Here is a 25,861-nt window from a genome sequence, read left to right as displayed (position 1 = left end):
TCCGCTATAAAAAGGTTCGTATGCATTCAAAGCATCCAGATTATGTACTAAATTCCGATGCCACATATTAGCTTTTTATTTATAGCTTTCCGACCAAAGTCTCATTTGATTGCAGCACTGACCCTGCCTGTAGTAATCAAATGGATTACCTACATCTGCTTTCATCCATTCATTGTAACAACCTCCGCATAAGCCCCTCTTAAGCGTAAGCTTTTTCTTTCACAACATCGGATGTCGCATTGCGTATCTCTTCTAAAAGGTTTTCTTTTGAGTTGCCTTGAATAAACATGCGATACCAAACTTCCGCGTTTAATAGCAACCAGAGCCGGCTACCATGATCATTACTTTTTCTTTCGTGTTCTGAAAGCAACTTATTAATCTTTATTTGCCGAAAAAACCCATTTTGGGCAAGCTCTGATTGTTGTAAAAACAGTTTGAACAGCAGCCGATACTCTGTATCTAACATATAGGGTAAAGCTACGGAGAATCCTTGTTTGGGCCGATTAAGCACCTCCCGAGGTAAATAACGTTCCGCAAGGCGCATCTGGATATAGCGAAGTGAGCGCCCTCGAACCTTAAGCCGTGAGGGTAACTTGGCAGCAAACTCAGCAAGCGTATGGTCCATAAACGGTGCGCGGGCTTCTAGACCATGAGCCATGGTCATTCGGTCAAGTATCATCACAGGATGGTCCGGCAAACGTATCTGACTGTCCGCGTATAGCATCCGGTCGACCGAGTTAACTGCATTGGCTTGATCATAGTAGTCCCGTATTCCAGCATGGGGATCAAAAGATTTCCCTTCTATCGACATAGATGGACCATAGAGTTCCTGTCGTTCCTTATCTGAAAAATAGAAATAATCTAAACTCATTGCGTAGCGCGCACCACCCTTTGCAAAAGACAACCGATGCAGCCACTTGAGTTGATGAGCACGGCTCTTGTACCAGCGTCCTTCAGGTATAATTTTAAATAGTGAACCCACTACATGCCTGCGTAAAAACCATGGCAGCAAACTATAGTAGCCCGCATAACGGTTTCCGTAATATCTATCGTAACCGCCAAAAAGTTCATCACCGCCATCACCACCAAGGACCACTTTAACGTGTTCCGATGCCATCTGCGCGATCAAGTAGGAGCATAAAGAAAGGGGATCAGAAGGCTCATCCAAGTGCCAGACTAAGCATGGCAGTATCTCTAAGAGAGAAGGGACAACTACCTTCTCATGATGGCAAGTACCATACTGCTGCGCCACCAGGCGGGCATAGGGTGCTTCATCGAATTTTTTATACGGAAGCCCCATAGAGAAGGTATGAATCGGTTCTGAAACCACATGTTTCATTAACATAGCTACCACTAAGGTAGAATCCAGACCACCACTCATAAAGGCGCCCACGGGGACGTCGCTAACCATATGCAGCTTCAGACAGTCAATTAGCTTCTCCTCTAACTCATCGACTAATGCCTCATCTGTTCCGACCAATTTAGGCTCGTAGTGAAGATCCCAGTAACGATGAATATTGAGGCCCTTATCAATACTAAATCGCAAGGAATGGGCAGGCGCAAGCTTTTTAATCCGACGAAACATACTGCGTGGAGGGGCAATGAGGCGGAGCGTCATGTATTGGTCTAATGCCTCTAGATCCATTTCTGCTAGGCTGGAATCCAGTGCTAGCAGTGCTTTGATTTCAGAAGCAAAAAAAAGCTCCTGATTACACTGCACAAAATAAAAAGGTTTTTGTCCAAGGCGGTCCCGGGCAGCAAACAGTGTTTTTTGTTTTTCATCCCACAGCACGAAGGCAAACATGCCACGCAGACGCTCAACGCAGCGTTCACCCATTTCCTCGTATAGGTGCAAAATAACCTCTGAATCTGAATGGGTGGAAAAACGATGGCCTTTAGCTTTTAGCTCCTCGCGCAACTCTCGATAATTATAGATTTCTCCGTTGCAAACTATCCAGAGAGTATTATCTTCATTCGGTATAGGTTGCCGACCTCCATCCAGATCAATAATAGACAATCGACGCTGACCAAGGATAACCCCTTTCCCAACATAAACGCCCTCATCATCTGGCCCACGATGTTGGATGGCACTAAGCATCGACTGAAGCTTCTCCAAAACAGGGGCGCGGGAGCTAATGATTCCTACAATTCCACACATGGCTTTCTTTTTTATCCTGCCTAAGCAACCGCTCTTCCTTTATTTACGCATGCGAATTATAGTTGCTGGTATACCAGCAACTATAGCCTTTTCAGGAACATCTTTGGTGACTACTGCACCGGCACCTACTATGGCATTGGGTCCTATAGTAATCCCATCTAGGATTATTGCCCCTGTCCCAATCCAGGCATTATCACCAACGCGTATAGGGCCCTTAGAATAGGTACCCTGATCCATAATCGCTCGCGAACTATCCTCCATATGGTAAGCACCAGCACTGAAATAGCAGCCCCCTGCAACAAGTACGGCTTCTCCAAACTCCACTCCAGACATGGAAACAATCACCGAATTGCTACCAATACTCGTTCTTGAACCCAACCGAATCGGACCCGCTTTAGCCAAAAGCATGCAATTTCGGTTGATAATAACGTGATTTTCCAAAGTGACCTCTTCGCTTCCTGCACCACGTCCATCAATGACCGAGTTATCGTCAACGGTTACATTGTCTCCTAACGCAATTTGAGCAGGATGCCGGAGCACCACATTACGCCCTATAATGAGGCCACGCCCACTATTTTTGAATAAAAAAGGATAAAATTTCTTCCGTAGCAGAAAGCCAATCCCCCCTGATAGTGAACCCAGGAAAAAAGTTAATATCTCATATAACAAAAAATAACGTAATGAAGCTGACCCAACAGTCAAATCCACATAGGTCCTGAATGGAGAAGCTTGAGCTTGCGACAATTTTTCCCGAACCATTAATTTTTTGTTACTTTCTCGCAAAATTATACTCCCTGTAGGAATCTACTTTAACGGAGCCTGGGTTTTTTGAAATATCTGAGATACCAAACAAGCAACACAACAGGAACCAAAGCCAACTCGACTCCGATTGCATAAAGGTTATGCCATGATAACCCCTGTATCACAGACTCTGTGAGCGCATCTCCAGGCACTCCATGTTTAATCCCCACAAAGATTGGATAGGGTGAACTCCAGTAATGGTCATCAAGTGGCCAAAACAAGGGTATTCCATAAGGAGCTCGTCCATCATAAGTAAGGTAATCGAGTAATAAATGAGAACCATAACCTAGCATCCCCACTAGGCCTATGCGAAAGGCAGATGCTTGTAACCAGCGCGACAAATAGGATGCCATCAAACCAAAAATCAACGCCGCTGTTATCGAGTGACTGAGGCCATGATGATATTTATTGACATCACCGACAAGTAGACCAGGAATAAAATCGAGATCAGCTGCAATGCCCGCAAAAATCCCAAAGCAAATCCAGCGCCAAAAACCGCCACTTCGGGGGCTACCCGCTAACGCACAAACAATACCAGCAAGGCTATGACCGATGGGCGAAGCCAATGACAGACTCCTTTTCTGCAATCACCTCTTTGAAGAGCTCTTCATAACAGGAAGCACACTGGTCAATGTAATAGCTCTCGACCAAACTTTGATTATCCTTACCCATAGTCTGTCGATTCGCCGGGTTATCTATCAGACAACGGATAGAAGCGATTAAAGCCGCACGATCATTGAGCCGCACTAGATATCCAGTCTTACCACTTACAAGAAAATCCGTCTGCCCGCCGTAGTCATAACAAACTACCGGAAGACCGCATGCCATCGCTTCCAAAAAAACGAGCCCAAACCCCTCATGCTGGCTCGTTGACACAAAAATGTCTGCCATACGAAGAATCCGGAATTTTTCCTGTTCATCCACATGCCCATAAAAATGGACTCGATCTACCACTGCTTGCTGAGCTGCTAAATTTCTGAGTTCATCATCCAGTGGGCCAGAGCCTAGAATGACTAGATGAACTCGATCGTTGTGAAGATTTCTAACCAACTCGATAAGCTGATCTACAGCCTTTCTGGCCACTAACCTGCCCACTGTGACTAGCAGAATATCTTCGTTCTTGAAACCGTACTCGTGACGGTTTGCCTGACCTAGTAGTGGGCGAGGAATACCAAGGGGTATACGCGTAGGCTTAACTTCTGAGGTGTAATAAGTCGCTACGTTATTTACCGTATTTAGCGATTGTCCTACGACCCGGTTGGCTTGTCGCAGCAGCCTCTGTATGGAGATTCGCAATAACGCATGGCGGTGCGGTGATGTCCATTTACTTGGATCGTAGAGATCACCGCCATGTACCGATAAAACGTTGGGGATCGGCCCGAAGCGTGACAAAGCATGTCCAACAGGCCCTGTAGGAATAACAAAATGTGTGTTAATGATATCAAAACGTTCCTGTTTAAGCAGTTTCCGCCCTTGCAATATACCCATTGGAAGATAAGATAGCATAGAAATCATGCTAGCAGCGGCTTTCTGGCGACGCATTAAGACCGGTACCCTTATAATCCGCACCCCCTTCTCAACATAATCTTTGGATAGTGCTGGGCCCCGGGATGTCAGCACAACCACATCATGGCGTTTAGCAAGCTCTTCTGCAAGATGCGCATTAACTACACCACCGCCACCACCCAGTGGAGGATATTCATAATTGCAGAATAAAATTCGCATAGCCGTTCTTTCTAGAAATCTTCTATTGCTCTACTGACAGATAAAAGATTACAAATAGTTATGTTCCTTATACCACTGAGCCGTTGCTATAATGCCGTCTTCAAAGCTAGTTCTAGGCTCAAACTTTAAAATGCTGCTGGACTTATCTTGAGAGAAGAAAAAACTCTTTCTAAAAAAATCCATTCTACGCCGGTGTAGTGGTGACTGAATGTGAAGCGGCCGTAAAAGAGTCTCCATTACTACTGCCGTGATTAAAAATGGCCATAAGGGGGCTCGCAACCTTCTCTGGCGAACGCCAAGCACTTTGGCAATAGTTGCTACCATTTGATTGGTGGTTAAAATTTCCTTGCCCGCTAACACAAAGACCTGACCTAAAGCTTCATCATTTTTGGTAGCAAGCCAAAGCCCTTCTATTAAATCGCCTACAAATATGAGTTGATGCTTATTATCTCCCTTTCCAATCATAAAGAACATTTTTTTGTCAATGGCTTTGAATAGCTTTAACAAACGGCGATCGCCTGGTCCATATGTCTCAGAAATCCGAATAATAACTACAGGCAGTTTATCTTTATAAGATAACACCAACTTTTCCCCTTCCCGCTTGGTAATCCCGTAGATATTATCCGGTTGCAGAGGGGTATCTTCATCAATCTCCCCCTCCATCGCAGCGCCATAGACACCAATTGTGCTCCCATGAACAAAACGCTTGACGCCGGCCTTCCTACTGGCCTCAAGAAGATTTCTCGTACCTGCTACATTTACATCCCAGAAATGCTGGTCCGGCACATTGGCTTCATGTTGTGCAGCAGCGAGATGATAAACGATTTCTACTTCCTCGATTGCTTTATCGATAATGTCTTTATCCGTCACCGATCCAATGACACTTTCTCCGCCTTGACGCTCTACGAGATCACGGTTTCCCTCTTCGGCTGCGTTGTTCACTTGACCTAAGAGCCTGACTTTATCTCCTTTCTCCAAGCACTTGAGCGCTAATCGCGTGCCAATAAAGCCAGTACCTCCCGTAATCAATACTTTCATCCTACTTCCCCTAGAACAATCCAAAGATCTACACCAAATTATTTATCTTATATAGCGACATCTACTTGGGTAGGCGAATCTTCCTTGACTATTTGCCCACATATTGGAAAGATTCGCTTAACTTCCTCAATCTCCTGCTGCTGATGCTTAGCTGTCCAACCCAACTCCGCAGCCATCAGCTGTGCGCAGGTTTGTAGTGCTTCATTGCCGGGATATTGTCCAGTAGCGAGATCAGTTCGGCGGAAGATAATATCTGAAAGCTTCAAAGCCATTTCCTCGCGCACAGCATGGATAACTTCAGCTTTAATTACGGTTGAATCAGCGATGGTTTCAACCCAAGCAGAATTCTCCTCACCATAGCGCAGGATGCGGTCATATTCCGAACCATGGTTATGCAATAAGGCACGTAGCACTTTAGCAGACAGGGGCGCTTTACTTTGCTGAGTAACTTGTTGAACGAATACTTCAAAGTGTTCGATCCGTCCACCGTAGATAGGGATTTTAGCAGTAGCCGGTCTGGGCACACGGCGGTTTAATTTTCTTGCTACTAGATCAATCGCCTTCGCCGCCTCCCCTCGAGCCATGGTATAGCGAACTCCCAGGAGAGTCACCAGCCCTTCAACCTGATGCTGCCTGGCATGATCAACAACCAAGGATCGCTTTCCATAGCTTAAATTGGTCGCGTTGTCCTGGTTTTCCCCAAAGGGCAATAGGCCGGCATTCCACATGGAGATTTCTTCCACACTTAAATCCAAAGCTGGATAAGCTGCGTTGATCTCCTCGACAAAGGCTTTTAGTTCTTGCTTCGTAACGGCAAACCCATCCGGATTGCCATCGTAAACAACATGCCAGACACCAATGAGGGAATAATCCCGCCAAGGCACAATAAACAAGTGACGCGCGTTCCTGCTTAGGAGAGCATCCGGATCACGTGTACGCCCCAGTACGGCTAAGGCATGCCGGTTATCGAGTTGACGCGGGATAACAAAACAAGCATCTCTAGAGTAAGTTCCTTTGCGCTCTAGCTTAAATCCCAATTGCTTGTTGAGCAGGTGCTCCGCCCATGGGCCAGCGGCGTTGAGCACCACTTTACCTCGAATTTGGAATTGCTCGCCAGTAAGCTTATCTTGTGCTTTAATACCTGTAACCCGTCCCTTAGAACGGATAAAATTAATAGCTTCTACATAATTTGCTATCTCCGCTCCAGCAGCAGCGGAAGAAAGTAAAAATGACAGCACTAAACGGGTTGGATTATACATCTGCCCATCTGAAAACATGGCTGCGCCAGTCAAACCATTCCGCTTTAATCCTGGGAATAATTCAACTACTTCGCCAGGCGACAGTAGGCGTCCCCTGGGAATTCGTCTATCAGGATCTTGGATATGCCGGTTCCGATCCAGAGTGAGTAGGTCATAGGCCAGCAATCCAGCTGCCAGCAAAAATTTTCCGTTTTTGCCATGGCCATAGGTAGGGATCACCGTTGGTAACGGTTGTACTAAATGGGGTGCCACCCGCAGTAGGGCGCTGCGCTCACGGCAGGACTCTCGAATTCGCATGATGTCACCATGCTGTATATAACGAATGCCACCATGAACTATTTTGAAAGAATTTGCTGAAGTTCCGCTAGAGAAATCTCCTCTCTCGACTAAGGCTACAGAAAATCCACGCAGTACTGCATCCCATGCAGCACAGGCACCGAAAATACCGCCACCAATGATAACTAAATCGTATTCTTTTCCTGCCAATTCCGAAAGATTTCTTTTCATTCCTTTAATCCCTAGTACCACTTGGAATTAAAATAGGACACTATCGACTTCATAACAATTTACACTAGTATATTATTTTGGCTTTTGACAGGTGGCCGCGATTTTCTTTGTAAAAAGCTTGTTAGACTTTCCGTAGAGGATAAAGCATACTCGGAAAAATAAGCTGAGCAAGGCTGACGCCCCCCATGCCACATAGTTAAAGGGATTTTTGTAAAATACATACAGGTGAAGCGGAAACACATGGATATCTTTAAACTCTGAGTGCTGCAGCACCTGGCGCAAAGTATATTCGGTAAAAGTATTATAATGGTCGAAGTTCTGTGCGAGAGCTTCAGACCCAGTGATCGGATTAGCTCCATTCAGCCCATGAACAATCAATGTGCCTCCTGAAATCAGACTCTCCCGAGCCAGGCGTAGAAATATAAGCATCTCCTTCTTAGTGAGATGGTTTAACTCCTGTTCGCAGAAGATAACATTGAAGGTATTTTTGTGAGAGGCTAAAAAGGGAAAAGCCCGCTCTGCTCGGCAGTCGAGGTTGTGCTGTTGACCATACTTTACCTTGCTCTCAAAGGAATCGATGCCTATTACGTTCTTGTAGCCCTGCTTGTTCAATGTATTAACAAAGTAACCCGGCCCACAACTAATCACCAAGATGCGGGCATTATGGTCAGCCGGTAAATGCTTGAGGTAATTATGGTGATAGAATTGATAGAATTTCCCATAACCCTTTTCCACCTCCTCGGGCTCCTCAGGCCCTTCCCAAAAAGAGTCAAAAGGCTCCATTTGAGCTGTAAGCTCCATGTCGCTTGCTGGATCGATGGGGCCTTGCGAGTTATCAGTCTGAGGATGAGGCAATGACATTAATTTCTCCCCCTTGGTTAAAAGAAAGCCGTTACCCACTATATAGCATGAAACTTTTTTGGGTCTACGCGGATTAGTGTGAGTGCCAAAATGGGATTTCATGGCTGTCCAGTCCTATAATTCCAGTGTTTTCTCATTTTGTGAGTGGCAAGAAACGTGTTTCGTCCAAGTAGCAGGGTAGTCATATGAAATCTCCCAGCACGGTGCGTGAGCTGTTTTCGCTGCCTGGCTTTGTGGCCCGCGCGACACTCGGTGGCGTTTTTGGCGATCGCTACGCACGGGTGGTCACGCTCGAACGGCGAAAAAAACGGCCATCTGTTCCGGCTGCGGCCATCGTTGCCGCGGCCGTTACGACAAGCGGACTCAGCGGGTACGCGATCTCTCGGTGGCCGACTGGCGGATTTACCTGGAGTTCGAGCGCTGGCGCGTCAACTGTCTGAGGTGTGGCGGCGTGCATGTAGAGCACCTCGATTGGCTGGCAAAGAACCCGCGCTATACCCAGCGCTTTGCCCTGCATGTGGGCAAGCTGTGCCGCGACATGCCGAACAAGGCGGTTGCCGAAATGGAGCGCCTGCACCATGGCACGGTGAAGGATCTCGACAAGCTCTACATGCAACAGCAGGTGGCCCGTGCCGGCATGCCTGCCCCGCGCGCCATCGGTATCGATGAGATCTCCATCCGCAAAGGCCACAATTACCGGGTCATCGTCAGCGACCTTGAGCGGGGCCGCCCCATCTGGGTCGGCGGTGAGGGGCGCAAGGAGGCCGACCTTGATCGCTTTTTCGCTGCCCTGGAACCGAAAAAGGCCGTCCACATCGAGCTGGCCGTGATGGATATGTGGAAGCCGTTTCGCCACTCCGTTACCCGCAACGTCCCGGAGGCTCGCATCATCTTCGACAAGTTCCACATCATGCGCCACTTGGCCGATGCCCTCGACGAGGTGCGCCGAAACGAATACCGGCGCTTGGTGAGCAAGGAGCGCAGCTACATCAAGGGCAACCGCTATGTGCTGCTCTCCAACCGAGAAAACCTCTCCTTGGATGGCCGCCACGCGCTCAAGAAGCTGCTCGCCGCCAACAAGCGGCTCAACACCGCCTACCTGCTCAAGGAGTCCTTCGGCCAGCTCTGGGACTATAGCAGCGAACGCGGGGCGCGGGCCTTCTTCGAGCGTTGGCAGGACGCCCTCAAGTGGCAGCGGCTGGAACCCTACCGCAAGTTTGCACGCATGATCGAGCGGCATTGGGATGGTATCGTCTCCTACTGTGATCCTGACAAAGGTCAGTCTCGGTTTAGTCGAGGGCCTTAACAACAAGATCCGTGTCCTGCAGCGACGGGCCTACGGCTATCGCGATGAGGAGTATCTGAAGCTGAAAATCATCGCCGCCTTCCTCCCACCGTTGCCGAAATTCACCAAAAATGACCCACACTAATCCGCGTAGACCCACTTTTTTTATATAGCAGTAAGAATAGTGATATGCCATATAGTTTTCTCAGGAAAAGACAAACTAGTCTTTTATACCCCTCTTCCTCCAGCGCTGCATAAGCGTTTGATTATGCTAGAACAATTACAGGGGTATAAATACGTTAGCTTGTTGCTTTTATTAGGCAGCAGGGGGAAGATGGGTCACAGTACTCCAAAAGGGGCCGTAGCTACTTTGTCAGAGAACTAAATGTCTAAAAAATTTACAGACATTAGCAAAAGTTGGCCACTTATAATGATTTTCCCCGACATCTGATGTTGTGAAAGAACTCAAAGAAGCCCGGATAGAGGCACCGTTTTTCCTGGGACAACGCCCGATAGGGCCGCAACTATGAACGCAACAGCGCCTGAAATCCTCGATGCTATGGGCATGGACCTCGTGAAAACCATCATTGTCCTCATCCCGGGCATACTCCCCCTTGCCATGGCACATTGCTCATAACCCCACTGCTCCACACGCTCGTAGATAATATACTCGTTGGTGTAGACCTGCTTCCCGGGGGCGATCGGTACGCGGTATCAACGGAGCAAGCGTGGCCTAACGGACATTGTCCCGCACCCAGACCACCACTTGCCCACCTCACTGCAGCATCCCCCCGATCGGTGGTTTGTTTTGTCCAGGGTGCCACGCCCAGGCGCATCTTTCAGCCGCCGTCGTCACCCCCCCTCGGTGTCCTTTTTTAAAACTGCTTCGGGATGGCCTTTATGTCCAAGCCGTCACGTAGACCTCATCGCACTCCACGTTCCTTGTAGGGTCGCCTCGGCTTTTCTGGCCACCATGTCCTCGGCCATTTGCCGCACCTCAGCCTTGTTCAGGTTCAGTTCCTAGGCAATCTGCCGGTTTGGGTTCGACATATTGAATCCCCTCACGTACAGGCACACTCTCCAGACCTGCAGCGGCGGGTGATGAGCGACAAACGCCGTCTCGCTGCCGGCCACAGCCCTTGCAGCAGTAGCGCTGACGTTCGGGTTGAGTGTCATAGTGGGAATCATTGCTGTCCCATAGATTGGGCATAAGAAAGGCCTGAATCCCAACAAGTTGATACAATGAAAGTGCCACCAAACACTGCAAAAACAGGGAGATTCAGGCCTTGGCACATCATAATACGGTTTTTGCTCAATTGCTAAAGTTTGTCTCGAGACATGAGTTTGAGACCCTCGCCAATCAGCACCACGAGGGCCAGAAATTGCGTAAGATGTCGCGCTGATCGCAGTTCCTCGCTCTGAGCCTGGCGCAGTTTGCAGGCCGCTCCAGCCTGCGCGATATTGTCAGCAATTTATCGGCCCAAGCAGCCAAGCTTTACCCCCTCGGCAGCGCTCGGGTAACGCGCTCCTCGCTCGCCCGCGTCAACGAAAGCCAACCCTATACTCTCTACGAAGTGCTGTTTCATAAACTGTTAGCCCGTTGCCAAGGGCTAACGCCGAGACATGGCTTTCGGTTCAAAAACAAGCTGTACTCTCTCGATGCCTCAACCCTTGATCTGTGCCTGTCCCTATTTCCTTGGGCGAAATTCCGCAGCACCCAAGGCGCCGTTAAACTCCACGTCGGTCTCGATCACGATGGCCTGCTGCCCAGCTTTGTCACCGTCACCGACGGCAAGACCCCCGATATCACCCTTGGGCGTACCCTGGACTTACCGGCAGAGAGCATCGTCGTCATGGATCGCGCCTACACCGACTATAGCTGGTTTAACGCCTTAAATGACAAGGGAATATTCTTTGTCATCCGGCAAAAGCGCAATGCCACTTACCGCGTCATTGAACGGCGCGATGTCCACAAAGCCAAGGGTCTGACCTGCGACCAGAATATTCTCATCACCGGTTCCAAGGCCAGTGCCTGCCCCATCCCCTTACGCCGTATTGGCTACCGCGATCCTAAAACTGGCAAGCACTACGTCTTTCTGACTAACCACTTTCACTTGGCGGCCAAGACCATCGCTGATATCTACAAAGCGCGCTGGCGGATAGAACGGTTCTTTAAATGCATCAAGCAGAACCTCAAGATCAAGTCCTTCGTCGGCACATCCAAGAATGCGGTGCTGACGCAAATCTGGATAGCCATGTGTGTCTATTTGCTGCTGGCTTGGATTAAGTTCAGCAGCCGCATCAACCGTAGCCTTCAGCAAATGATTCGCTTGCTACAACTCAATTTATTCGAGCGTTGCAACCTCCCATCACTGCTCAGAGGCGATCTACCGCAACCACCGGATAGACCGCATCAAGCGCAACTCCGGCTTCTATGAAAATTTATGGGACAGTAGTGAGTGGGAATAGGTAGTCTCTTCGAGCCAGCGCAATTGCCAAACAGTCTCATTTGACGTCGTCAATCAATGCTTGGATGTGGATCATCCGGGAGTATTGGCTCTGCAGCGCATCATCCAATCACTATATGGCTTTCGGCACTGGGTATCAGCTCTGAACTAATTCCCTGGAATCCATAAAGAGCCTTGTTTTTTGCTCTTGTTTACTCTATCTATACTCCAGATGAACATAATTAAGAAAAGCAGCTAACTGTCCTAGATGGCCAGCCGATTTCCGCACCTGCCGCCAAAAACAAAGTTGCGAGACAACAGCCATTACAGGCATTATGGGAATGCATATTAAATCAATAAACAACTTGATCCACAGCATCCCAAACAAAATTAATTGTTTCTGCCAATTACTATTTTTTCTATGAAGTCGAATAAAGGAATTCCCCTCTCGAAAGGATCTTGCTAATACCCATCGAATAGCCATTCTATTCGGAAGTACTGTTTCCGTTGCCACGGCATCCAGCACCCATCTAAAGCGGAATCCTGCCTGCAAAGCTCGATAAAAAAAATCAGAATCTTCTCCGCCAGATATTCCAAAGGCCGGATCGAATTGTATTTTCTGAAATACTTCAACTCGGATCAAACAGTTACCCGTGCTCGGTTTTGCCCTTTTCCAACTACTTGGCGGGTCACCCCGACGCCGCTTAAAAAATACCCTAAAGAAGGGCGTGTCCGGAACATCCCGACAGATTGGCCCATGAACGATATCTACATTCTGTACAGCTTCATAAAGTCTAAACAACCAATCAAAAGAAGCTACCTCATCATCGTCAATGAAAGCAACAAAATTAGCACCTAATGTTACCGCCTCAGTGACTGCCCTATTCCGCACTAATGCGATGTTTTTTTCGGTCTCAATAAAGTAATAGTTGGTGTAGTTCTTGGCAATGGTCTGCCCAGAAGCTTTAGCATCATTGTCCACTATAATCACTGATATTAAAAATTTACTTTTGGTCACCTGATTTGCTATCGAATTCAGAAGATTCTCTAGTAGTTGAGGACGTTTAAACGTCGCGATACAAACAGCAATATGGTCCATATCCAATCCTCCAACACGGAACTCGCTTATTAACTAAACAGGATATTTATAGTTCGACAACTTAGAAGTCAAAATAGATCTGCTCGCAAGTTAAGCAAAAATATGGCACTAAAGATCTGCCAATATTAGAATGTAATACAAAAAGCTAATTCTTCTGCTGCTGAGCGAGCCATATACAATAAAGAAAGCACCTCTGAACTAGCATGATTACTCTCCATTATTCTTTTTCTTATACTCACTTATGATTTTGATCACCTGATCATATTTCTGCCGTTGATGAGAGGATGAATACAGTTTCTTGAACTGAATTAATTTAATAAAACCCCAGCGAAATGCTTTCACCCGCGAAGAAGAATAGTACTTGTAGAAAAAGGCCAGTTTGCTTTCCCAAAAATACCGGCTAGCCTGGATCGGCTCCTGTTCGCTTGACTTGCCTTTCAAATGAACGACCTCAGCAGGGGGGTAATACACCACCCGATAGCCAGCCTTATGAGCACGGAGACATAGATCCTCTTCCTCAGAATAAACAAAATACCGTTCATCAAAATAGCCAATCTTATCCAGAATACGCCGAGGCATCATGAATGCGGCACCTACTAACCAATCTACATCTTGGATCTGATTTCTACGAATAATGTAATAGTGATGGACATAGAGAATCCAGCGGGAAAATGGCAGCCATGATAGAATAACCAAAATCGGTTGCGAAAACATTCTAATGGATGGATGATGCTCGCGGGCGTAGCATTGATAGAGCCGCGGTCCTACTACCGCAATACGGCTATCAGATTGGCAGAAGGAAAATAGCTGTGCTAAAGCGTCATTTAGCACGATGGTGTCCGGATTTAGAAAAAAGATGTATTCCCCTTTCGCGACGGCTAAAGCTTGGTTGTTGGCTTTGGCAAAGCCGTGGTTAGCAGTATTAGCAATAAGATGAACATTCGGAAATCCGGACCGGATCATATCTATACTGCCATCGGCAGACTGATTATCAACAACAATGATCTCATAATCCAGATCTTTGGTATTACGAATTACCGATCGGAGACACTCCTGAAGCAGATTCCGTGTATTGTAACTCACAATGATGACTGATACGGATATCATAATGTTTTTGTGTTCTTACTTTACCTCAACTTCTTTATGACTGTTTTCAACAGGCAGCGTTATTTATGTCAGAATGAAGCTTGTGCCCATCGCTCCTTTTGCTTAGATTAGTGTGTATAAAGGGTCGCTTGCCTCAAGTCAAGCAGCAGATCATCGAGATGGCGCTCAATGGCAGTGGTATACGCGATATGGCGCGGGTTTTAGAGATCAGTCCCTGCACGGTATTCATGGAACTAAAAAAAAAGAGTCCGGCCTTGAGTCGGTCAACCTCGCGCTGTTGAAGCGTTTGACTGCAGAGCAGGTAGAGATGGAGATGTTGCGGGTTAAGGAAGCGAAGGTCGATGAAATGTGGAATTTTGTGGGAAAGAAAGCCCATCCACGCTAGTGGTGGCATGCCATCGACCACCGCAGTGGGCAGGTGCTGACCTACGTTTTGGGAACCCATCAAGACACCGTCTTTTTGAAACTCAAAAGACTTCTTGAGCCTTTTGGAATTACTCGTTTCTATACCGATAATTGGGGCACGTATCAGCGCCATTTGGACAGTAAGAGACACCAAATCGGCATACAACATACCCAAAAAATAGAAAGAAAACATCTCACCTTGCGCACCCACATTAAGCGATTGGCACGCAAAACGATTTGCTTTTCTAATATTGTCATTGGACCTTTTATTAATCGATATGAATTTGGAGTGCAAGTGTAAACCTTGGAATCTGCCAGATCTAGAACACTACCCGAATAAAGAATCCACCCGCAGATCGGGGGTTTTGCATTTACCTCTAAAAGCTGAGGTATAGACGAATAATCTGAATTAGCTCATGCGGGATCTCCTTCACTTTGCTTAAACCAGGGATTATAAAATCCGGCGTCCGTGATAATCACGGGCCGACTCGCCGCCGGTAACAACGCCTTGAGCGTCTTTAAAAAAGCTCGGTGCACGCGCTCATTCCCCTGCTGCGATTGCGCATGGACCGTCTCATAGAGGGGCAACGCCCGTCCCGGTGCCACCAACGCGGCCCGTAACACATAGTACTCCGTATTCGGTAGATGGCTCCAATCTACCAGTATCCACGGCCGTTGTTTGCTTCCCACTAACCGCTTGACTAGCTCCCCATACACCGCTTTGCTTTGGACTTGGACGTACTTATTCCCCATAAACCGGTCCGACCACCGTATCCCGCTAAGCTCTTGAATCGGTCAGTTCAATGACCGACCCAGCTGGGTTACCGATAACCGCTTCGTCTCCAAGACCGTCTCCACCAACAACACCAACGTCCACAAGCGTTTTAAATGCATGATCTCCGACAACATCCGGTGTAAGATCTTTTTCACAGGCACGGGAACAACCTCTCTTCGGTTTTTAATCGTGACCCGTATGAGATCAGATGTCTCCGTGCCTGTCTACTCCTTCTATTCTTGCAACCGCTTGTTTCTTAATTAAACAATTCCCTTTTATCCGTCTGTACCTCAGCCCAGAGGAGGCAAGGCTTAAGTGCCCTCTTTCACTCGTCAATCAACTAGACATCCAGGCCCTGTTGTTCTGCCCGGCGCTTGCGTTTCTATTGGTACTGCACATACGCACGGATCTTCGCCTCATCCAATCTCACCGTATTCACACAGTACCCTCGCGCCCAAAACCGATTACCCCAGTACGGTCGGCGCTTTAGCTCTCGAAATTTGTTGAATACCCGTATCGCCGTGCGTCCCTTCACCGTTCCCACAAAATCCGAGAGCGAGACCTTCGGGGGCATCAATATCAACAAATGAACGTGATCGAACTGGACATTCAGCTCCACCACCTCCCCCTTCTGCTGCTCTACAAAGGCATGTATGCACTGCCCTACTTCCTCTGCTACGTGCCCCGTCAGTCACAAGCAAGGCCTGCACTTTTTATCTTACTAGATAAGGTCGCGATGCCTTTCTCCAGTTAAAAATGTACAAAGTCGAGATAAGCCCCAGAAAACAGCAGAAACTATAGCGTTCACGGATTTGATATTCCAATTCTCAATCGCTAAGATGTTGCAGCACTAAGGCCTTGAACATCAGGACCACATCAAAGGCTTTCCTGCCTGCTGCATTCTTCCTAAGCTTCTCCCAGCATCGCGGCAAGATCTCCCGAAACCCTTCCCAGTCAATTAACTTCTCAAGCCCGATCAAAGGATCTCGCTCGCCTACCTTTTTATATCAATTATTCAAAAAAACTGCGCTGCATCTCTCTTCTCGCTAGTGTGAATTTCGGCTTATTTTACATCTAGTAATGAATTTTTAGAGGTATCCTTACTAATATCTGGGTTTTGTACCGTATTGAGCCCTAATACTTTAATCGCATAACCCGTGAGCAGAAACTCTTTACGAGTAATAGAATAGTAAAAGGAAGATTATTAATTAGATAACGTCCTACTAAACGACGCGGTTCCTGCAACATGCGATGTGCCCATTCTAGCCCAACTTTCTGCATCCAAACTGGTGCACGACGTATCTCACCAGTAACAAAATTTAAACTGATTCCTACTCCCATCCAAGTGGCATTTGGAAAATATGGTCGTAATGCAGCAATTACGAACTCTTGCTTCGGTGATCCTAAGGCTACATATATTAAGTCAGGTTTTGCTGCTTCTAGCATAATGCGTAGGGTATTCTGCTCTTCAATAGTGGGATAGCTGGAAAATTTCTGATCTGATGTCCCTGCAATACGAAGTTCTGGCCATCGCTCACAGAAACATCGAACAGCTTTATTGGCAGTGCCAGGAGTTCCTCCCAATAGATATATACTGCGCCCGGAATAAGCTGCTTGCTCCGTAAGCGACCATACTAAATCTGCTCCTGCAACGCGTTCAATTAGCGGATAACCCAAGATGCGTGTTGCCCATAATATTGGAACACCATCAGCGACAATGAGATCAGCTTTCTTGTAAAGATCTGCAATTCTCTTGTCCGAGACATAACGTTGTAGGTGATCTATGTTAGCAGTGATAATCCAACTACCTTTCCCAGAAGATATTCTTTCGAAAACCCACTCTACTGTTTTACTTTGACTAATCCTTGCTAAGGGTAATCCATAAAGATAAACAACTTGCACCGGGCTATCCATATCAATTATCAGCGTCTCGATGAAGAATATTACCGAAAAAAATTTTTCTTAAACGCGTATATTGCCAACGTCGGAGTTCCTGGCGAAAGCGCAGATCATTATAGCGACGTTCTCTATGTAGTGCCGCTATTAAGTAGCCACAGACAATTAAGAATCCACCGATAAAATACGGCTTTTCTCGCATACGAAAAAGACCACTTGCAAAAACATAAGGAAAGCACGAGCCCATAAACCACTGTCCTCGGCCCCAGCGTATACGACCACGATAGATATTGCGATCAGACGAACCCATTAAACGAAGGTGAATAATTCTTAGCTCTGGATCATGAAAACTTGCAGTATGATACCCTTCCAAGCGCGCCTGATGGAAATCTATACCATCCCACATTACCTCGCGAACAAAACCACCAATGCGTTCAAAAGCCTCACGTCGATAGAATTTAAATTGGCCCGCCACCATTTCATCAATCATGTATTCCTCGACTAGCTTCATATTCTCCCTTCGATATACCTTACCACTCGCTGCCGCAAGTTTCGGATCATTTTGAAAATATTTCAGTAAGCATTCAATATATCTTGGTGAAAACTCAAGATCGACATCCATCTTGGCTATGAAATCATAATCTAAATCAACAGCCTGCAAACCATCATTAAAGGCATCTATAACGCCACCACCAACCTTACGATAACCTCGATCTGGCCTTTTTATAATACGTAGCCACGGAATATTCACCGCAGCCTTCTTAAGTATCTCCGGCGTATGATCTCGAGAGCCATCATCGACAACGATCCACCTGTCTGGAGGATATGTCTGCTTGCACATACATCCAATAGTGCGCTCAAGAGTAGCTTCTTCGTCTCGGCAAGGGGAAATAATTACAACTCGATATCTGTTTTCCATAAATTTATCTAAATTATCTCAGTACGCGACAGAATGTTCAGCCTTATGATTCCAGATGAATCGCTCTAAACTGTAAGCACTACTGGCTATTGAAGTCGAGATTCTCATGAGGTTCCCTTTTCGTCCAAACACCTTCTCAAGCAGGCCCTGGCCGAACACCTGGACTACAGAGAGCACGCTTGTCGTTTCTGGCTCACTTTATCCTGGCGCTGCTTTCAGATACGCACGGTCAACCTGGCCGAGATTACGCCGGCTTTACTCTGGCCGGGCCAAACTCGCATCCAACTATCGCCGTCTGCAATGTTTCTTCCGCTCGATTCCCTAGTTTTTAGTGCTTGACAAGAAACTGAGCGAATGAGAGGGCGGCGGCGTCAGGGCGAACCCGCGTGATGACTTGAGCCCTCGACATCGGACGGCTGGCCTGCTGCCCCCATGATGTAGAATAGCTTTTCTATTCTGACTTGTCGTCGGTGCCTGTGATGCTCATCAGCGAACCCTTGCCGTTTGTGCGCGCCTACCTGGAAGTCCTTGATGAACAGCTGCGGGCCTAGCGCGGTACCCCGCAAGGTCTAAGCCGAGTTCAACGTCATTGGTTGGGGTTTTGCCTGATGGGCATGATGATCACCGAATCGCTGTACTAGGTGCGCTTTGAGCGGGCCAGTGGGGGCGGTATTCGGCCCGGGCACTGACGTGGATGTTTCGTTGCGCCAAGCTGCCCTGGAGCGGGCTGTTGCGAGCCAGCGTGACGGTGGTGCTGGCCCGCTATGGGATCCAGGGGGTCTGGATCGTTGACGATGTCCTCAATCCCCATGCTAAGGTCACCCAGCGCATCAGCTATGTCCATAAAGTCAAACACCCGGGCAGCGGGGGTTTTGTCAATGGCCAAAGTCTGGTAATGCGACTGCTCGTCACTGAGGCGGTCATCCTTCCGGCGAACTTTGGCTTCTATCAGCCTGACCCGGTCCAGCAGCGCTGGCGCCGGGAGGAGAAGACCCTGCGCCGCCGGGGTGTGCCCAAGCGGGAGCGGCCCCCGCCGCCCGCCTGAGATCCACGCTACCCGAGCAAGCTCGGGTGGGCCCTGAGGCTATGGTCGGCCTTTTGTCATGGCCCTCCCCAGGTGCGGGTACAGTGTGTGGTAGCCGACGCCCTTTATCGCAAAGGGGTCGAGCAAAACAAGTCGGTTTTCAGGCCTTTTTCATTAATACCTCTCATGAATTTTCAGCCCACGATAATGGCACTGGGGCATGATCGACGCAGAGATTGAGTAACCGGGAGGATGGCCCAGAACCCTTTCCTTAAGGGCACCTTCGTGGAATGAAAAATCGTTCCGGCGGTCACCGACACTTGGTAACGGCAGCTCGCACATTGATACAACGGGCGGGTTGTTATCAGGTGCGCTTTATCATGACCGCATTGCGGGCAAATAAACCCGTTTGGCCATCGTCGTTCGGCCAGAAATTGTACGCACGCTTTATCGCTGGGAAAACAGGTTTGCCACTTAAAAAACTTATGGCCTCAGCTTTCATCACTGTCTCCGCTTTTTGTCATTGTCTCAACTTACTGGACAGACGGGGCTGAGAATTGTTTAGAGACATTTTTTCATTAGCCCTTTGTGGGACAGTAGTAATTTTTGCTTGTCAAATTATTTTCCTATATTATTTTTTACTAAATATGCTTTCTCCTTTGTCATAAAAAAAGTATTTGGAGAACCGAAGGTATCCGGAAAAAATTTTCCTGCTTTAAAAGCATAGAACTGATAGTTAAACCCTTTTAAATATTTAACAATCCTATCGTCTGGCGACTCTAAAAGCAAAATTGGTTTATATTTCTGGATAGTCTGTTCGCCACCCTTTAAGGCTTGATATTCATAGCCTTGTATATCAATTTTAATGAAAAAAGGCGCCAATTCCAATTCATCTAACCTTTTTATCTGGCATTTTACTTCTTTCAAAGCAAGAAAAGACTCATTGTAAAAATAGATTCTATTATTGCTTAACCAGTTTCTCGCATTTTGTTCACTAAAAGAAGCAAGACCATCAAACATCCACTTCTTATAGAAAGGTATATAAAGAACACCTTCTGTAGACTCACTCCCAAGACCAAAATTGTTAATGATTATTCTTTTGTCATTACTAAACAAACGTCTAAGTTTCTGACAAAGAAGTTGATTAGGTTCAAATAGCTGCAGACGAGCATTTCTTCTGTTCATAAGGATGGCATCAGTACTTTGGCCCCTGTTAGCTCCAACATCTAAAAACAGCCATTCGTCAACATCGGGAAACAAAGAGATAGCATAGAAATCCTTTTCAAAGGGCAAACTTAATCCATTTCTAAATAGCCTCATCAATGTGAATTTAGCTTCTAAAAGATAGGGGAAATTAACTTGCAATGTACGCAGCAATTTTTCTACATTCATCCTCTGTTTCTCCTCTTTGCTTAGTAGCTATTATATTTGTCCTCCCACTCCTAAGCGAAGGATTCAAATTAGGGCTGCGGGTTAAAGGGCATTACTGTAGCTTTCTTACCAATCAAAAAGAGAGAAGATAGTTTAATGCTCAAATTATATAGTGCGGTTATCTAGCTATCGCTAGTCGATAGTTGACGCTTGGCATTTAAGAGAGATTATGATTTGTGGATTGAAATTGCACTCCAGCTTGTGTAGCATTAACAAGAGATGCCCAAGCCACACATAACAATATAATTCCTGATATAGATGTAAGGGCACCAGCGGTAACCATAATAAGCAACACATAGGTGAAATAATACCATGTAAACTGTACAATTTTTGTATCTCCCCCTTTATTTTTAATAGATATAGCATATAAATAAAATCCCATAATTAATATAATCATTAATACTATGCCGGGAAATCCAAAAAATTTTATCCAAGTCCAGTAACCCAAATCTGTGTTTAAAGCAACGTCCAATAACGAACCCAGAGATGCCCATCCATCACCGCTTCCGCGTACCACAAGACCCCCACTGCCTGTCCAGAAATTTTCTAAAACTATATCTGATGTTGTTCTAATTTGTTGTAGACGAGCTCCCCAAGTACCTTCCCCTTCAGCAAAATCTACAAAAGCCGTCCTAAATGCATTAAGCAATAAACTCTGCCCTGTTGTAAGTTCAAGGGACAAAGAAAAAGCTAACAAGAAAAAACCAAAGCCAAATAAAATTTTGAAATGCCTTCTAGCTGCAAGCATTATAATAATTATTATAGTAACTCCTAAAATATAACTACGAGTTTGGCGAAACAAGATACCACCAAATATTATTAAAAACATCAATAGCGAGCGCGTAAATAATTTTTTTTCGTTAAGGTATTTTATAAATTGCCAAATAGCACCAAATACCAAGATTCCCATGGCAGGGATATAGGCCCGAACAATTCCAGAACGGATACCATGTCCATCAGCCCACTGGTGGTAAAATATAATTGGACCAAAGTAGTTAACTAGAGAAAGAAAAATTAATGTTACTGCTGTAATTGAAAGAATATCTAAAAATTTTTTTATTTTTTTGATATCGTCAAGAGCAAACAAACATAAAGGAAAGAAAAAATAATAAAAAAACTGATCTCTGGCAGCAATGAGTCCATCAAAAATTGATTGAGAATAATAAAAAGATGCAACCGAAACTTGTGTTAATAAAAGAATAAAATAAAGAAAAATATAGCAGGTAAAAAAATTAGATAAACGACGAAAATCTTTTCCTTTAAAAATATAAAACAAAATACCTATACCGATCAGGGCGATGCCGACATCTTTTATATTAAATTTACCGGGAACGTGTGTATTAGGCACTAGATCAAAAAGATCATTCGCTATCGCAATAATCAACAGTAAATAAGCATATATCACTTGTTTTTTCCTTAAAACTAGCTAGAAATCATTAAATTTCAAATTAAAAGTGATAAGTGATTTAAAAACATTAGGATAATGTATAGCGTAAGTAAAGATATATTTAATAACCAATGAGTAACTCAATTTTTAGTCATACTATTCCAAAAATTAAGGACATTTTCTTCTTCTTTTGTTGGAGAATAATTTTTCTCTACAAAGTCTCTTGCCAATTTTATTTTCCTATCAAAGCACTGCTTTTTTAAATCATAATCTAATATGACATTTTCAATTGTTTTCGAAAATGTAACTATATCACCCTCTTCTATAGGAAAGGAAAACTCAGGATTAAAGTATTCTCTTCCACCTTGACCATGATATCCAATAACAATACATCCACACGCCATTGCTTCAACAGGGGGTAAGCCAAATCCTTCAGCATGGCTAAAGCTAAGAAAAATAGCAGATTCCTTCATAATAGAAGCAACTTCCTTCTCACTTTTGTCTATGATAGGAACTAGCTCAAAATCTTTAAGAGCGCTGCGAAGCTTAAGTATATTAATTACTTGCCTTATATCTTTCGTATGCGCTTTCGGCATATAGCAGATTTGCTTCTTTTTTTTTATCTGATATGAAAATAAATCTAAGCTTATAGAATTGAAATGTCGATGTATTGGTATATGAGGAAATACATAATTAAGATAATTATAACTATCTTTTGATACTACAATTGCTGAAATAACATCTTCATGATCAAAAGGAGCAATTATTTTTTCTTCATCAAAAAAATATCTAGAAAATACTGCATAGCAACCTTGATTAAAAATAATTTTTTTTACACCTTTTGCTAACTCAACTAATTTTTGACTGTGAATAGCTGGAATAACCATATAATCGTTTGGAAGAATTTTTCTCAAGGGCCACTTTAAATACACATCATTATGGGATTTCTTTTTTCTTAAAAAGCTTATTATTTTATCTACATAGGCTATCTGAGTGTCATTTTCAAACCATTCACATCTAAAGTTTGGCTTGTCATGAACAATATAAGCATCGAACCCGTTCTTATTCAAAATATCTACATATCGATAAAATACCCTAATTCCGCCATAAGGAATATTTGAATGGGGACTAAATACGTAGATAGACATAAAGTTACCTTTTTAAGTATAGCATTACATAACATATTAGCTATTTTTTTCCTCAAATTCTTGTAATAACATCTCCACACTTTCCTTTTTATAAAATTCCCAATAGGCTCCTGATGTATTTAATAATCTTTCTCCCACTGATATGACAAATTCCTTATCATAAACCTTATTTTTATTCTTGCTATCTAATGCTTCATTTAGTGTACATGCTTGTTCTGCTATAATTTGTAATGCCCTTCCCCCAGAATAAACAATATTCTCGTATTTGATAATATGCTCAACTGGTAAAATAGAGTAATATTTCTCAAAAAACCACGATAGGAGATACAACTGGCGTTCAATACGGTCATTAATCCTACTTAATGTATTAGCTAAAGAGATATCCAAGCTTTCTGCTATAAGGCTATGCCCATCCCACATAAATTTTACAGTATTCCAAGAAGCCAATACTGAAAGAGGATTACGTATAATTGCATAAGAAGGAAAATGATTCATTAGAATGTCTAATTTTGCTGAAAAAGCTGCTGGATGTTTTAAACACAAAATAAAATCTGGAGAAAGTTCTTTATCAATCCTGATTTCTCCTGAAACAGCAATCGCTTTTCTCAATTTCCGCTTTGGATTTAACTTTAATCCCATAAAACTACCAATAAATTGTTTTGGGAAAGCTCTTATTTGCTGCGAAAGAGAGAGCCCAACTATATTAGATGGTATTTTGCCACCAACATGCCGAGAAATTACAGTCTTATTCTCCAATAAGGATTTTCTGTTTTGAAAAAAAAAATCATTTATTTTTTTGCATATCTGATCATCAGATAATTTTGCAAACTCAGCCACTTCCATTGGCTCATGCAATGCTAACATATTGGGTACTTTGTTTAATAAATAACAGGCTAATGTGGTGCCTGAACGTGGTACCCCTGTAATAATAACGTTATTCTTATTCACTGCACACCGCCTATTTTTAATATTTCAAAAAAATTAAACTTTATCAACCTCGACTAGTGGGGAGATGATTTTAAAATTGATGCACTTTTTTTGTAGGACAAAATACTTATGCGGTCTACGACATGAGTCCTGCCCCACAAACGATTTTCAACTGCCCGGAGAATTTCCAAATCAGTTGAATTCATGCTTCTAGTAACTATGGGGGATAGTAATGTCAAAAATATTATTAAAAGAAACAATAATAAGTGTAAAAATCCATTCATCATTACATAAGATGATTTTAAAATTGTAACAACCAATATGGCAGCAAAAGCAGTGAAAACCACCGGTTTTATATACTCCGCCCTAAAAGGGTGAACACCAAATAACTTATATAAAGGGAACGAAATAAATATACTTGTAATAAAACGAGAAATAGCAATTCCTAACGCGGCCCCTAAAGCCCCATAGTATGGTGCTAATCCCAAGCAAAGGGCAATAGTAGATACTGCACCTAGAAATGTTGCAGTAAATACGATACGGGTATTTCCATAGCTAATTAACGTCATACCATTAGGACCAAGAAAATTAGGAATAGCAAATCCAATAGCCAATACTCGTAACACATTTGCTGTATCATGATAATCCTCACCAAAAAGGTATCCTACAATGAATTCCGCATCAGCCAAGAAATATAACAATAATGGCAAAGTAAGAATAAAAGCCCATTTAGTTATAGCTATATACAACGATTCTATAGTATTACGATCTCCAAGAGACTTGCCTTCAACTAGCTTGGTAGCTATCGGAAGATACAAGAAGGTTAATGCCATTAAAGGAATAGGAATTATGCTAACCAAACGTAATGGCGCATTAAAAAATGCTACTTCTTCTGCAGAAGCCAAATACCCCAGAGTTAATGTCCCTCCCCATCCCATCAAGTTTGACATGAGACTAGTACCCAACAGTGGCATGGAGAAAGATAATAGTTGTAGGGAAAGTGCTCCGTTCACTACAAGACGAAATCGGCTGATAAAATTCCGACTCGTATATAAAAAATATAGGCTTAAAACAACCCATATAGATCCAACATAAGCCCACAAAATCCATTTAAATTCTAGGCTTAAAAAAATTATTGGAAGCAGAAATAGAATTCGGACTAAATTAGCACCAATATCTGCAAATAAAACTTTTGCTTTTGTGTTTTCTATCCCACGAAATATAGCTGTAAAAATCTCTATTAAAACGGTGGCTGGAATCATTAAAGAAAATATTTCTAATACTTGCTTTAATCCCGGTTTTTGAAAATAAACTGCCAAATATGGTGCACAAAAATATAAAAATATTGCACATGAAAGGCTTATCCAAAGAGAAATAAAAAGAGATGTGCCTGCCACTGCACCTACCAACTCGTTACTCTCTTTTCCATAATGTCTGGCAATAAATTGAGGTATACCCGTGCCAAGTCCAAGGACAGAAAAAAGTACTAAAAATGCTACTGATGTAAACCCAAGAGATATTAATCCATATTCCCCTGGTGATAGAAAACGGATAATAATAATACCAGTAGCAAAGTGTAATAATTTAGCAAGGAAAGTACCTGTTGAAAACAGCACACCCCCTCGTACTACTCTTTTGAAGCTATTCTCGGCGTTCATCCGT

Annotated in this window: 23 protein-coding genes and 4 pseudogenes; 5 read left to right on the top strand and 22 right to left on the bottom strand. The window is 44.4% G+C overall.

Annotated features, from left to right (window positions below; translation table 11 throughout):
* Nucleotides 1–199: 199 nt before the first annotated feature.
* The 7 genes from asnB to E3U44_RS07690 form a co-directional block, all read right to left on the bottom strand.
* The gene (gene asnB, locus E3U44_RS07720) at nucleotides 200–2,158 is read right to left on the bottom strand and encodes an asparagine synthase (glutamine-hydrolyzing) (protein WP_134357609.1); all 1,959 of its coding nucleotides are present in this window, start codon (nucleotides 2,156–2,158) and stop codon (nucleotides 200–202) included.
* 39 nt (nucleotides 2,159–2,197) lie between these two features.
* Nucleotides 2,198–2,941, bottom strand: coding sequence for a DapH/DapD/GlmU-related protein (locus tag E3U44_RS07715; RefSeq protein WP_240761773.1), 744 nt, complete (start codon nucleotides 2,939–2,941; stop codon nucleotides 2,198–2,200).
* A gap of 26 nt (nucleotides 2,942–2,967) precedes the next feature.
* The gene (locus E3U44_RS07710; protein WP_166805034.1) at nucleotides 2,968–3,525 is read right to left on the bottom strand and encodes a metal-dependent hydrolase; all 558 of its coding nucleotides are present in this window, start codon (nucleotides 3,523–3,525) and stop codon (nucleotides 2,968–2,970) included.
* Entirely contained in the window at nucleotides 3,503–4,684 is a 1,182-nt protein-coding gene (locus tag E3U44_RS07705) for a glycosyltransferase family 4 protein (RefSeq protein WP_134357607.1), read from the bottom strand. Before E3U44_RS07705 ends, E3U44_RS07710 begins: the two co-directional genes overlap by 23 nt.
* A gap of 48 nt (nucleotides 4,685–4,732) precedes the next feature.
* On the bottom strand, nucleotides 4,733–5,722 hold the full coding sequence (locus E3U44_RS07700; RefSeq protein WP_134357606.1) for an NAD-dependent epimerase/dehydratase family protein: 990 nt from the start codon (nucleotides 5,720–5,722) through the stop codon (nucleotides 4,733–4,735).
* Between the two features lie 47 nt (nucleotides 5,723–5,769).
* Nucleotides 5,770–7,488 carry a glycerol-3-phosphate dehydrogenase/oxidase gene (locus E3U44_RS07695; RefSeq protein ID WP_134357605.1) on the bottom strand — a complete coding sequence of 573 codons (1,719 nt, stop codon included), beginning with the start codon at nucleotides 7,486–7,488 and terminating at the stop codon, nucleotides 5,770–5,772.
* A 72-nt stretch (nucleotides 7,489–7,560) separates the two neighbouring features.
* The gene (locus E3U44_RS07690) at nucleotides 7,561–8,451 is read right to left on the bottom strand and encodes a class I SAM-dependent methyltransferase (RefSeq protein WP_134357604.1); all 891 of its coding nucleotides are present in this window, start codon (nucleotides 8,449–8,451) and stop codon (nucleotides 7,561–7,563) included.
* A gap of 196 nt (nucleotides 8,452–8,647) precedes the next feature.
* Here E3U44_RS07690 and E3U44_RS19580 point away from each other — a divergent pair.
* Nucleotides 8,648–9,655, top strand: a pseudogene (locus E3U44_RS19580) (ISL3 family transposase); the annotation flags it as partial.
* Nucleotides 9,594–9,779 (top strand): transposase, encoded by a 186-nt coding sequence (locus E3U44_RS20595; protein ID WP_134357602.1) that lies wholly within the window; start codon nucleotides 9,594–9,596, stop codon nucleotides 9,777–9,779. The pseudogene E3U44_RS19580 and the gene E3U44_RS20595, both read left to right, overlap by 62 nt.
* Nucleotides 9,780–10,631: 852 nt before the next feature.
* On the opposite strand, the gene E3U44_RS19270 is transcribed toward E3U44_RS20595, so the two are convergent.
* Nucleotides 10,632–10,889 (bottom strand): hypothetical protein, encoded by a 258-nt coding sequence (locus tag E3U44_RS19270; protein WP_166805032.1) that lies wholly within the window; start codon nucleotides 10,887–10,889, stop codon nucleotides 10,632–10,634.
* 31 nt (nucleotides 10,890–10,920) lie between these two features.
* Between E3U44_RS19270 and E3U44_RS07670 the strand changes: the two are divergent.
* A pseudogene (locus E3U44_RS07670) lies at nucleotides 10,921–12,072 on the top strand (IS4 family transposase).
* 226 nt (nucleotides 12,073–12,298) lie between these two features.
* On the opposite strand, the gene E3U44_RS07665 reads toward E3U44_RS07670, so the two are convergent.
* Both E3U44_RS07665 and E3U44_RS07660 read right to left on the bottom strand, forming a co-directional pair.
* The gene (locus E3U44_RS07665) at nucleotides 12,299–13,180 is read right to left on the bottom strand and encodes a glycosyltransferase family 2 protein (RefSeq protein WP_134357601.1); all 882 of its coding nucleotides are present in this window, start codon (nucleotides 13,178–13,180) and stop codon (nucleotides 12,299–12,301) included.
* A gap of 207 nt (nucleotides 13,181–13,387) precedes the next feature.
* A complete protein-coding gene (locus tag E3U44_RS07660; protein ID WP_134357600.1) occupies nucleotides 13,388–14,287 on the bottom strand; it encodes a glycosyltransferase family 2 protein in 900 nt (299 codons plus the stop codon).
* A 54-nt stretch (nucleotides 14,288–14,341) separates the two neighbouring features.
* Here E3U44_RS07660 and E3U44_RS20590 point away from each other — a divergent pair.
* Nucleotides 14,342–14,993: pseudogene (locus tag E3U44_RS20590) on the top strand (IS1 family transposase); the annotation flags it as partial.
* Between the two features lie 113 nt (nucleotides 14,994–15,106).
* Here the strand turns inward: E3U44_RS20590 and E3U44_RS19905 are convergent.
* The 6 genes and pseudogenes from E3U44_RS19905 to E3U44_RS07630 form a co-directional block, all read right to left on the bottom strand.
* Nucleotides 15,107–15,445, bottom strand: a complete 339-nt coding sequence (locus E3U44_RS19905; RefSeq protein WP_134357598.1) for a hypothetical protein — start codon at nucleotides 15,443–15,445, stop codon at nucleotides 15,107–15,109.
* Between the two features lie 42 nt (nucleotides 15,446–15,487).
* The gene (locus E3U44_RS20320) at nucleotides 15,488–15,622 is read right to left on the bottom strand and encodes a hypothetical protein (RefSeq protein ID WP_276321967.1); all 135 of its coding nucleotides are present in this window, start codon (nucleotides 15,620–15,622) and stop codon (nucleotides 15,488–15,490) included.
* 227 nt (nucleotides 15,623–15,849) lie between these two features.
* Entirely contained in the window at nucleotides 15,850–16,158 is a 309-nt protein-coding gene (gene tnpA / locus E3U44_RS07640; RefSeq protein ID WP_134357597.1) for an IS200/IS605 family transposase, read from the bottom strand.
* Between the two features lie 136 nt (nucleotides 16,159–16,294).
* Nucleotides 16,295–16,459: pseudogene (locus E3U44_RS19260) on the bottom strand (transposase); the annotation flags it as partial.
* Nucleotides 16,460–16,601: 142 nt separating this feature from the next.
* Nucleotides 16,602–17,381, bottom strand: a complete 780-nt coding sequence (locus tag E3U44_RS07635; RefSeq protein WP_134357596.1) for a WecB/TagA/CpsF family glycosyltransferase — start codon at nucleotides 17,379–17,381, stop codon at nucleotides 16,602–16,604.
* A 1-nt stretch (nucleotide 17,382) separates the two neighbouring features.
* Nucleotides 17,383–18,282 (bottom strand): glycosyltransferase family 2 protein, encoded by a 900-nt coding sequence (locus tag E3U44_RS07630; RefSeq protein WP_134357595.1) that lies wholly within the window; start codon nucleotides 18,280–18,282, stop codon nucleotides 17,383–17,385.
* Between the two features lie 694 nt (nucleotides 18,283–18,976).
* Here E3U44_RS07630 and E3U44_RS07625 point away from each other — a divergent pair.
* A complete protein-coding gene (locus tag E3U44_RS07625) occupies nucleotides 18,977–19,327 on the top strand; it encodes a hypothetical protein (RefSeq protein ID WP_134357594.1) in 351 nt (116 codons plus the stop codon).
* Between the two features lie 173 nt (nucleotides 19,328–19,500).
* On the opposite strand, the gene E3U44_RS20585 is transcribed toward E3U44_RS07625, so the two are convergent.
* From E3U44_RS20585 to E3U44_RS07595, 6 genes are all read right to left on the bottom strand, one after another.
* On the bottom strand, nucleotides 19,501–19,707 hold the full coding sequence (locus tag E3U44_RS20585) for a transposase (RefSeq protein WP_420812615.1): 207 nt from the start codon (nucleotides 19,705–19,707) through the stop codon (nucleotides 19,501–19,503).
* 217 nt (nucleotides 19,708–19,924) lie between these two features.
* Nucleotides 19,925–20,698 carry an FkbM family methyltransferase gene (locus E3U44_RS07615; protein WP_134357593.1) on the bottom strand — a complete coding sequence of 258 codons (774 nt, stop codon included), beginning with the start codon at nucleotides 20,696–20,698 and terminating at the stop codon, nucleotides 19,925–19,927.
* A gap of 196 nt (nucleotides 20,699–20,894) precedes the next feature.
* The gene (locus E3U44_RS07610; protein ID WP_134357592.1) at nucleotides 20,895–22,142 is read right to left on the bottom strand and encodes a hypothetical protein; all 1,248 of its coding nucleotides are present in this window, start codon (nucleotides 22,140–22,142) and stop codon (nucleotides 20,895–20,897) included.
* A 122-nt stretch (nucleotides 22,143–22,264) separates the two neighbouring features.
* Nucleotides 22,265–23,272 (bottom strand): glycosyltransferase family 4 protein, encoded by a 1,008-nt coding sequence (locus E3U44_RS07605; protein ID WP_134357591.1) that lies wholly within the window; start codon nucleotides 23,270–23,272, stop codon nucleotides 22,265–22,267.
* A 36-nt stretch (nucleotides 23,273–23,308) separates the two neighbouring features.
* Complete coding sequence (locus E3U44_RS07600; protein ID WP_134357590.1) at nucleotides 23,309–24,220, bottom strand: sulfotransferase family protein; 912 nt, start codon at nucleotides 24,218–24,220, stop codon at nucleotides 23,309–23,311.
* Nucleotides 24,221–24,273: 53 nt separating this feature from the next.
* Nucleotides 24,274–25,857: a flippase gene (locus E3U44_RS07595; RefSeq protein WP_134357589.1), complete on the bottom strand. Its 1,584-nt coding sequence runs from the start codon at nucleotides 25,855–25,857 to the stop codon at nucleotides 24,274–24,276.
* Nucleotides 25,858–25,861: the final 4 nt, after the last annotated feature.

Source organism: Nitrosococcus wardiae (assembly GCF_004421105.1).
GTDB classification, from domain to species: domain Bacteria; phylum Pseudomonadota; class Gammaproteobacteria; order Nitrosococcales; family Nitrosococcaceae; genus Nitrosococcus; species Nitrosococcus wardiae.
Note: the sequence above shows the minus strand (reverse complement) of the source record. Positions and strands in the feature narration are given on the sequence as shown.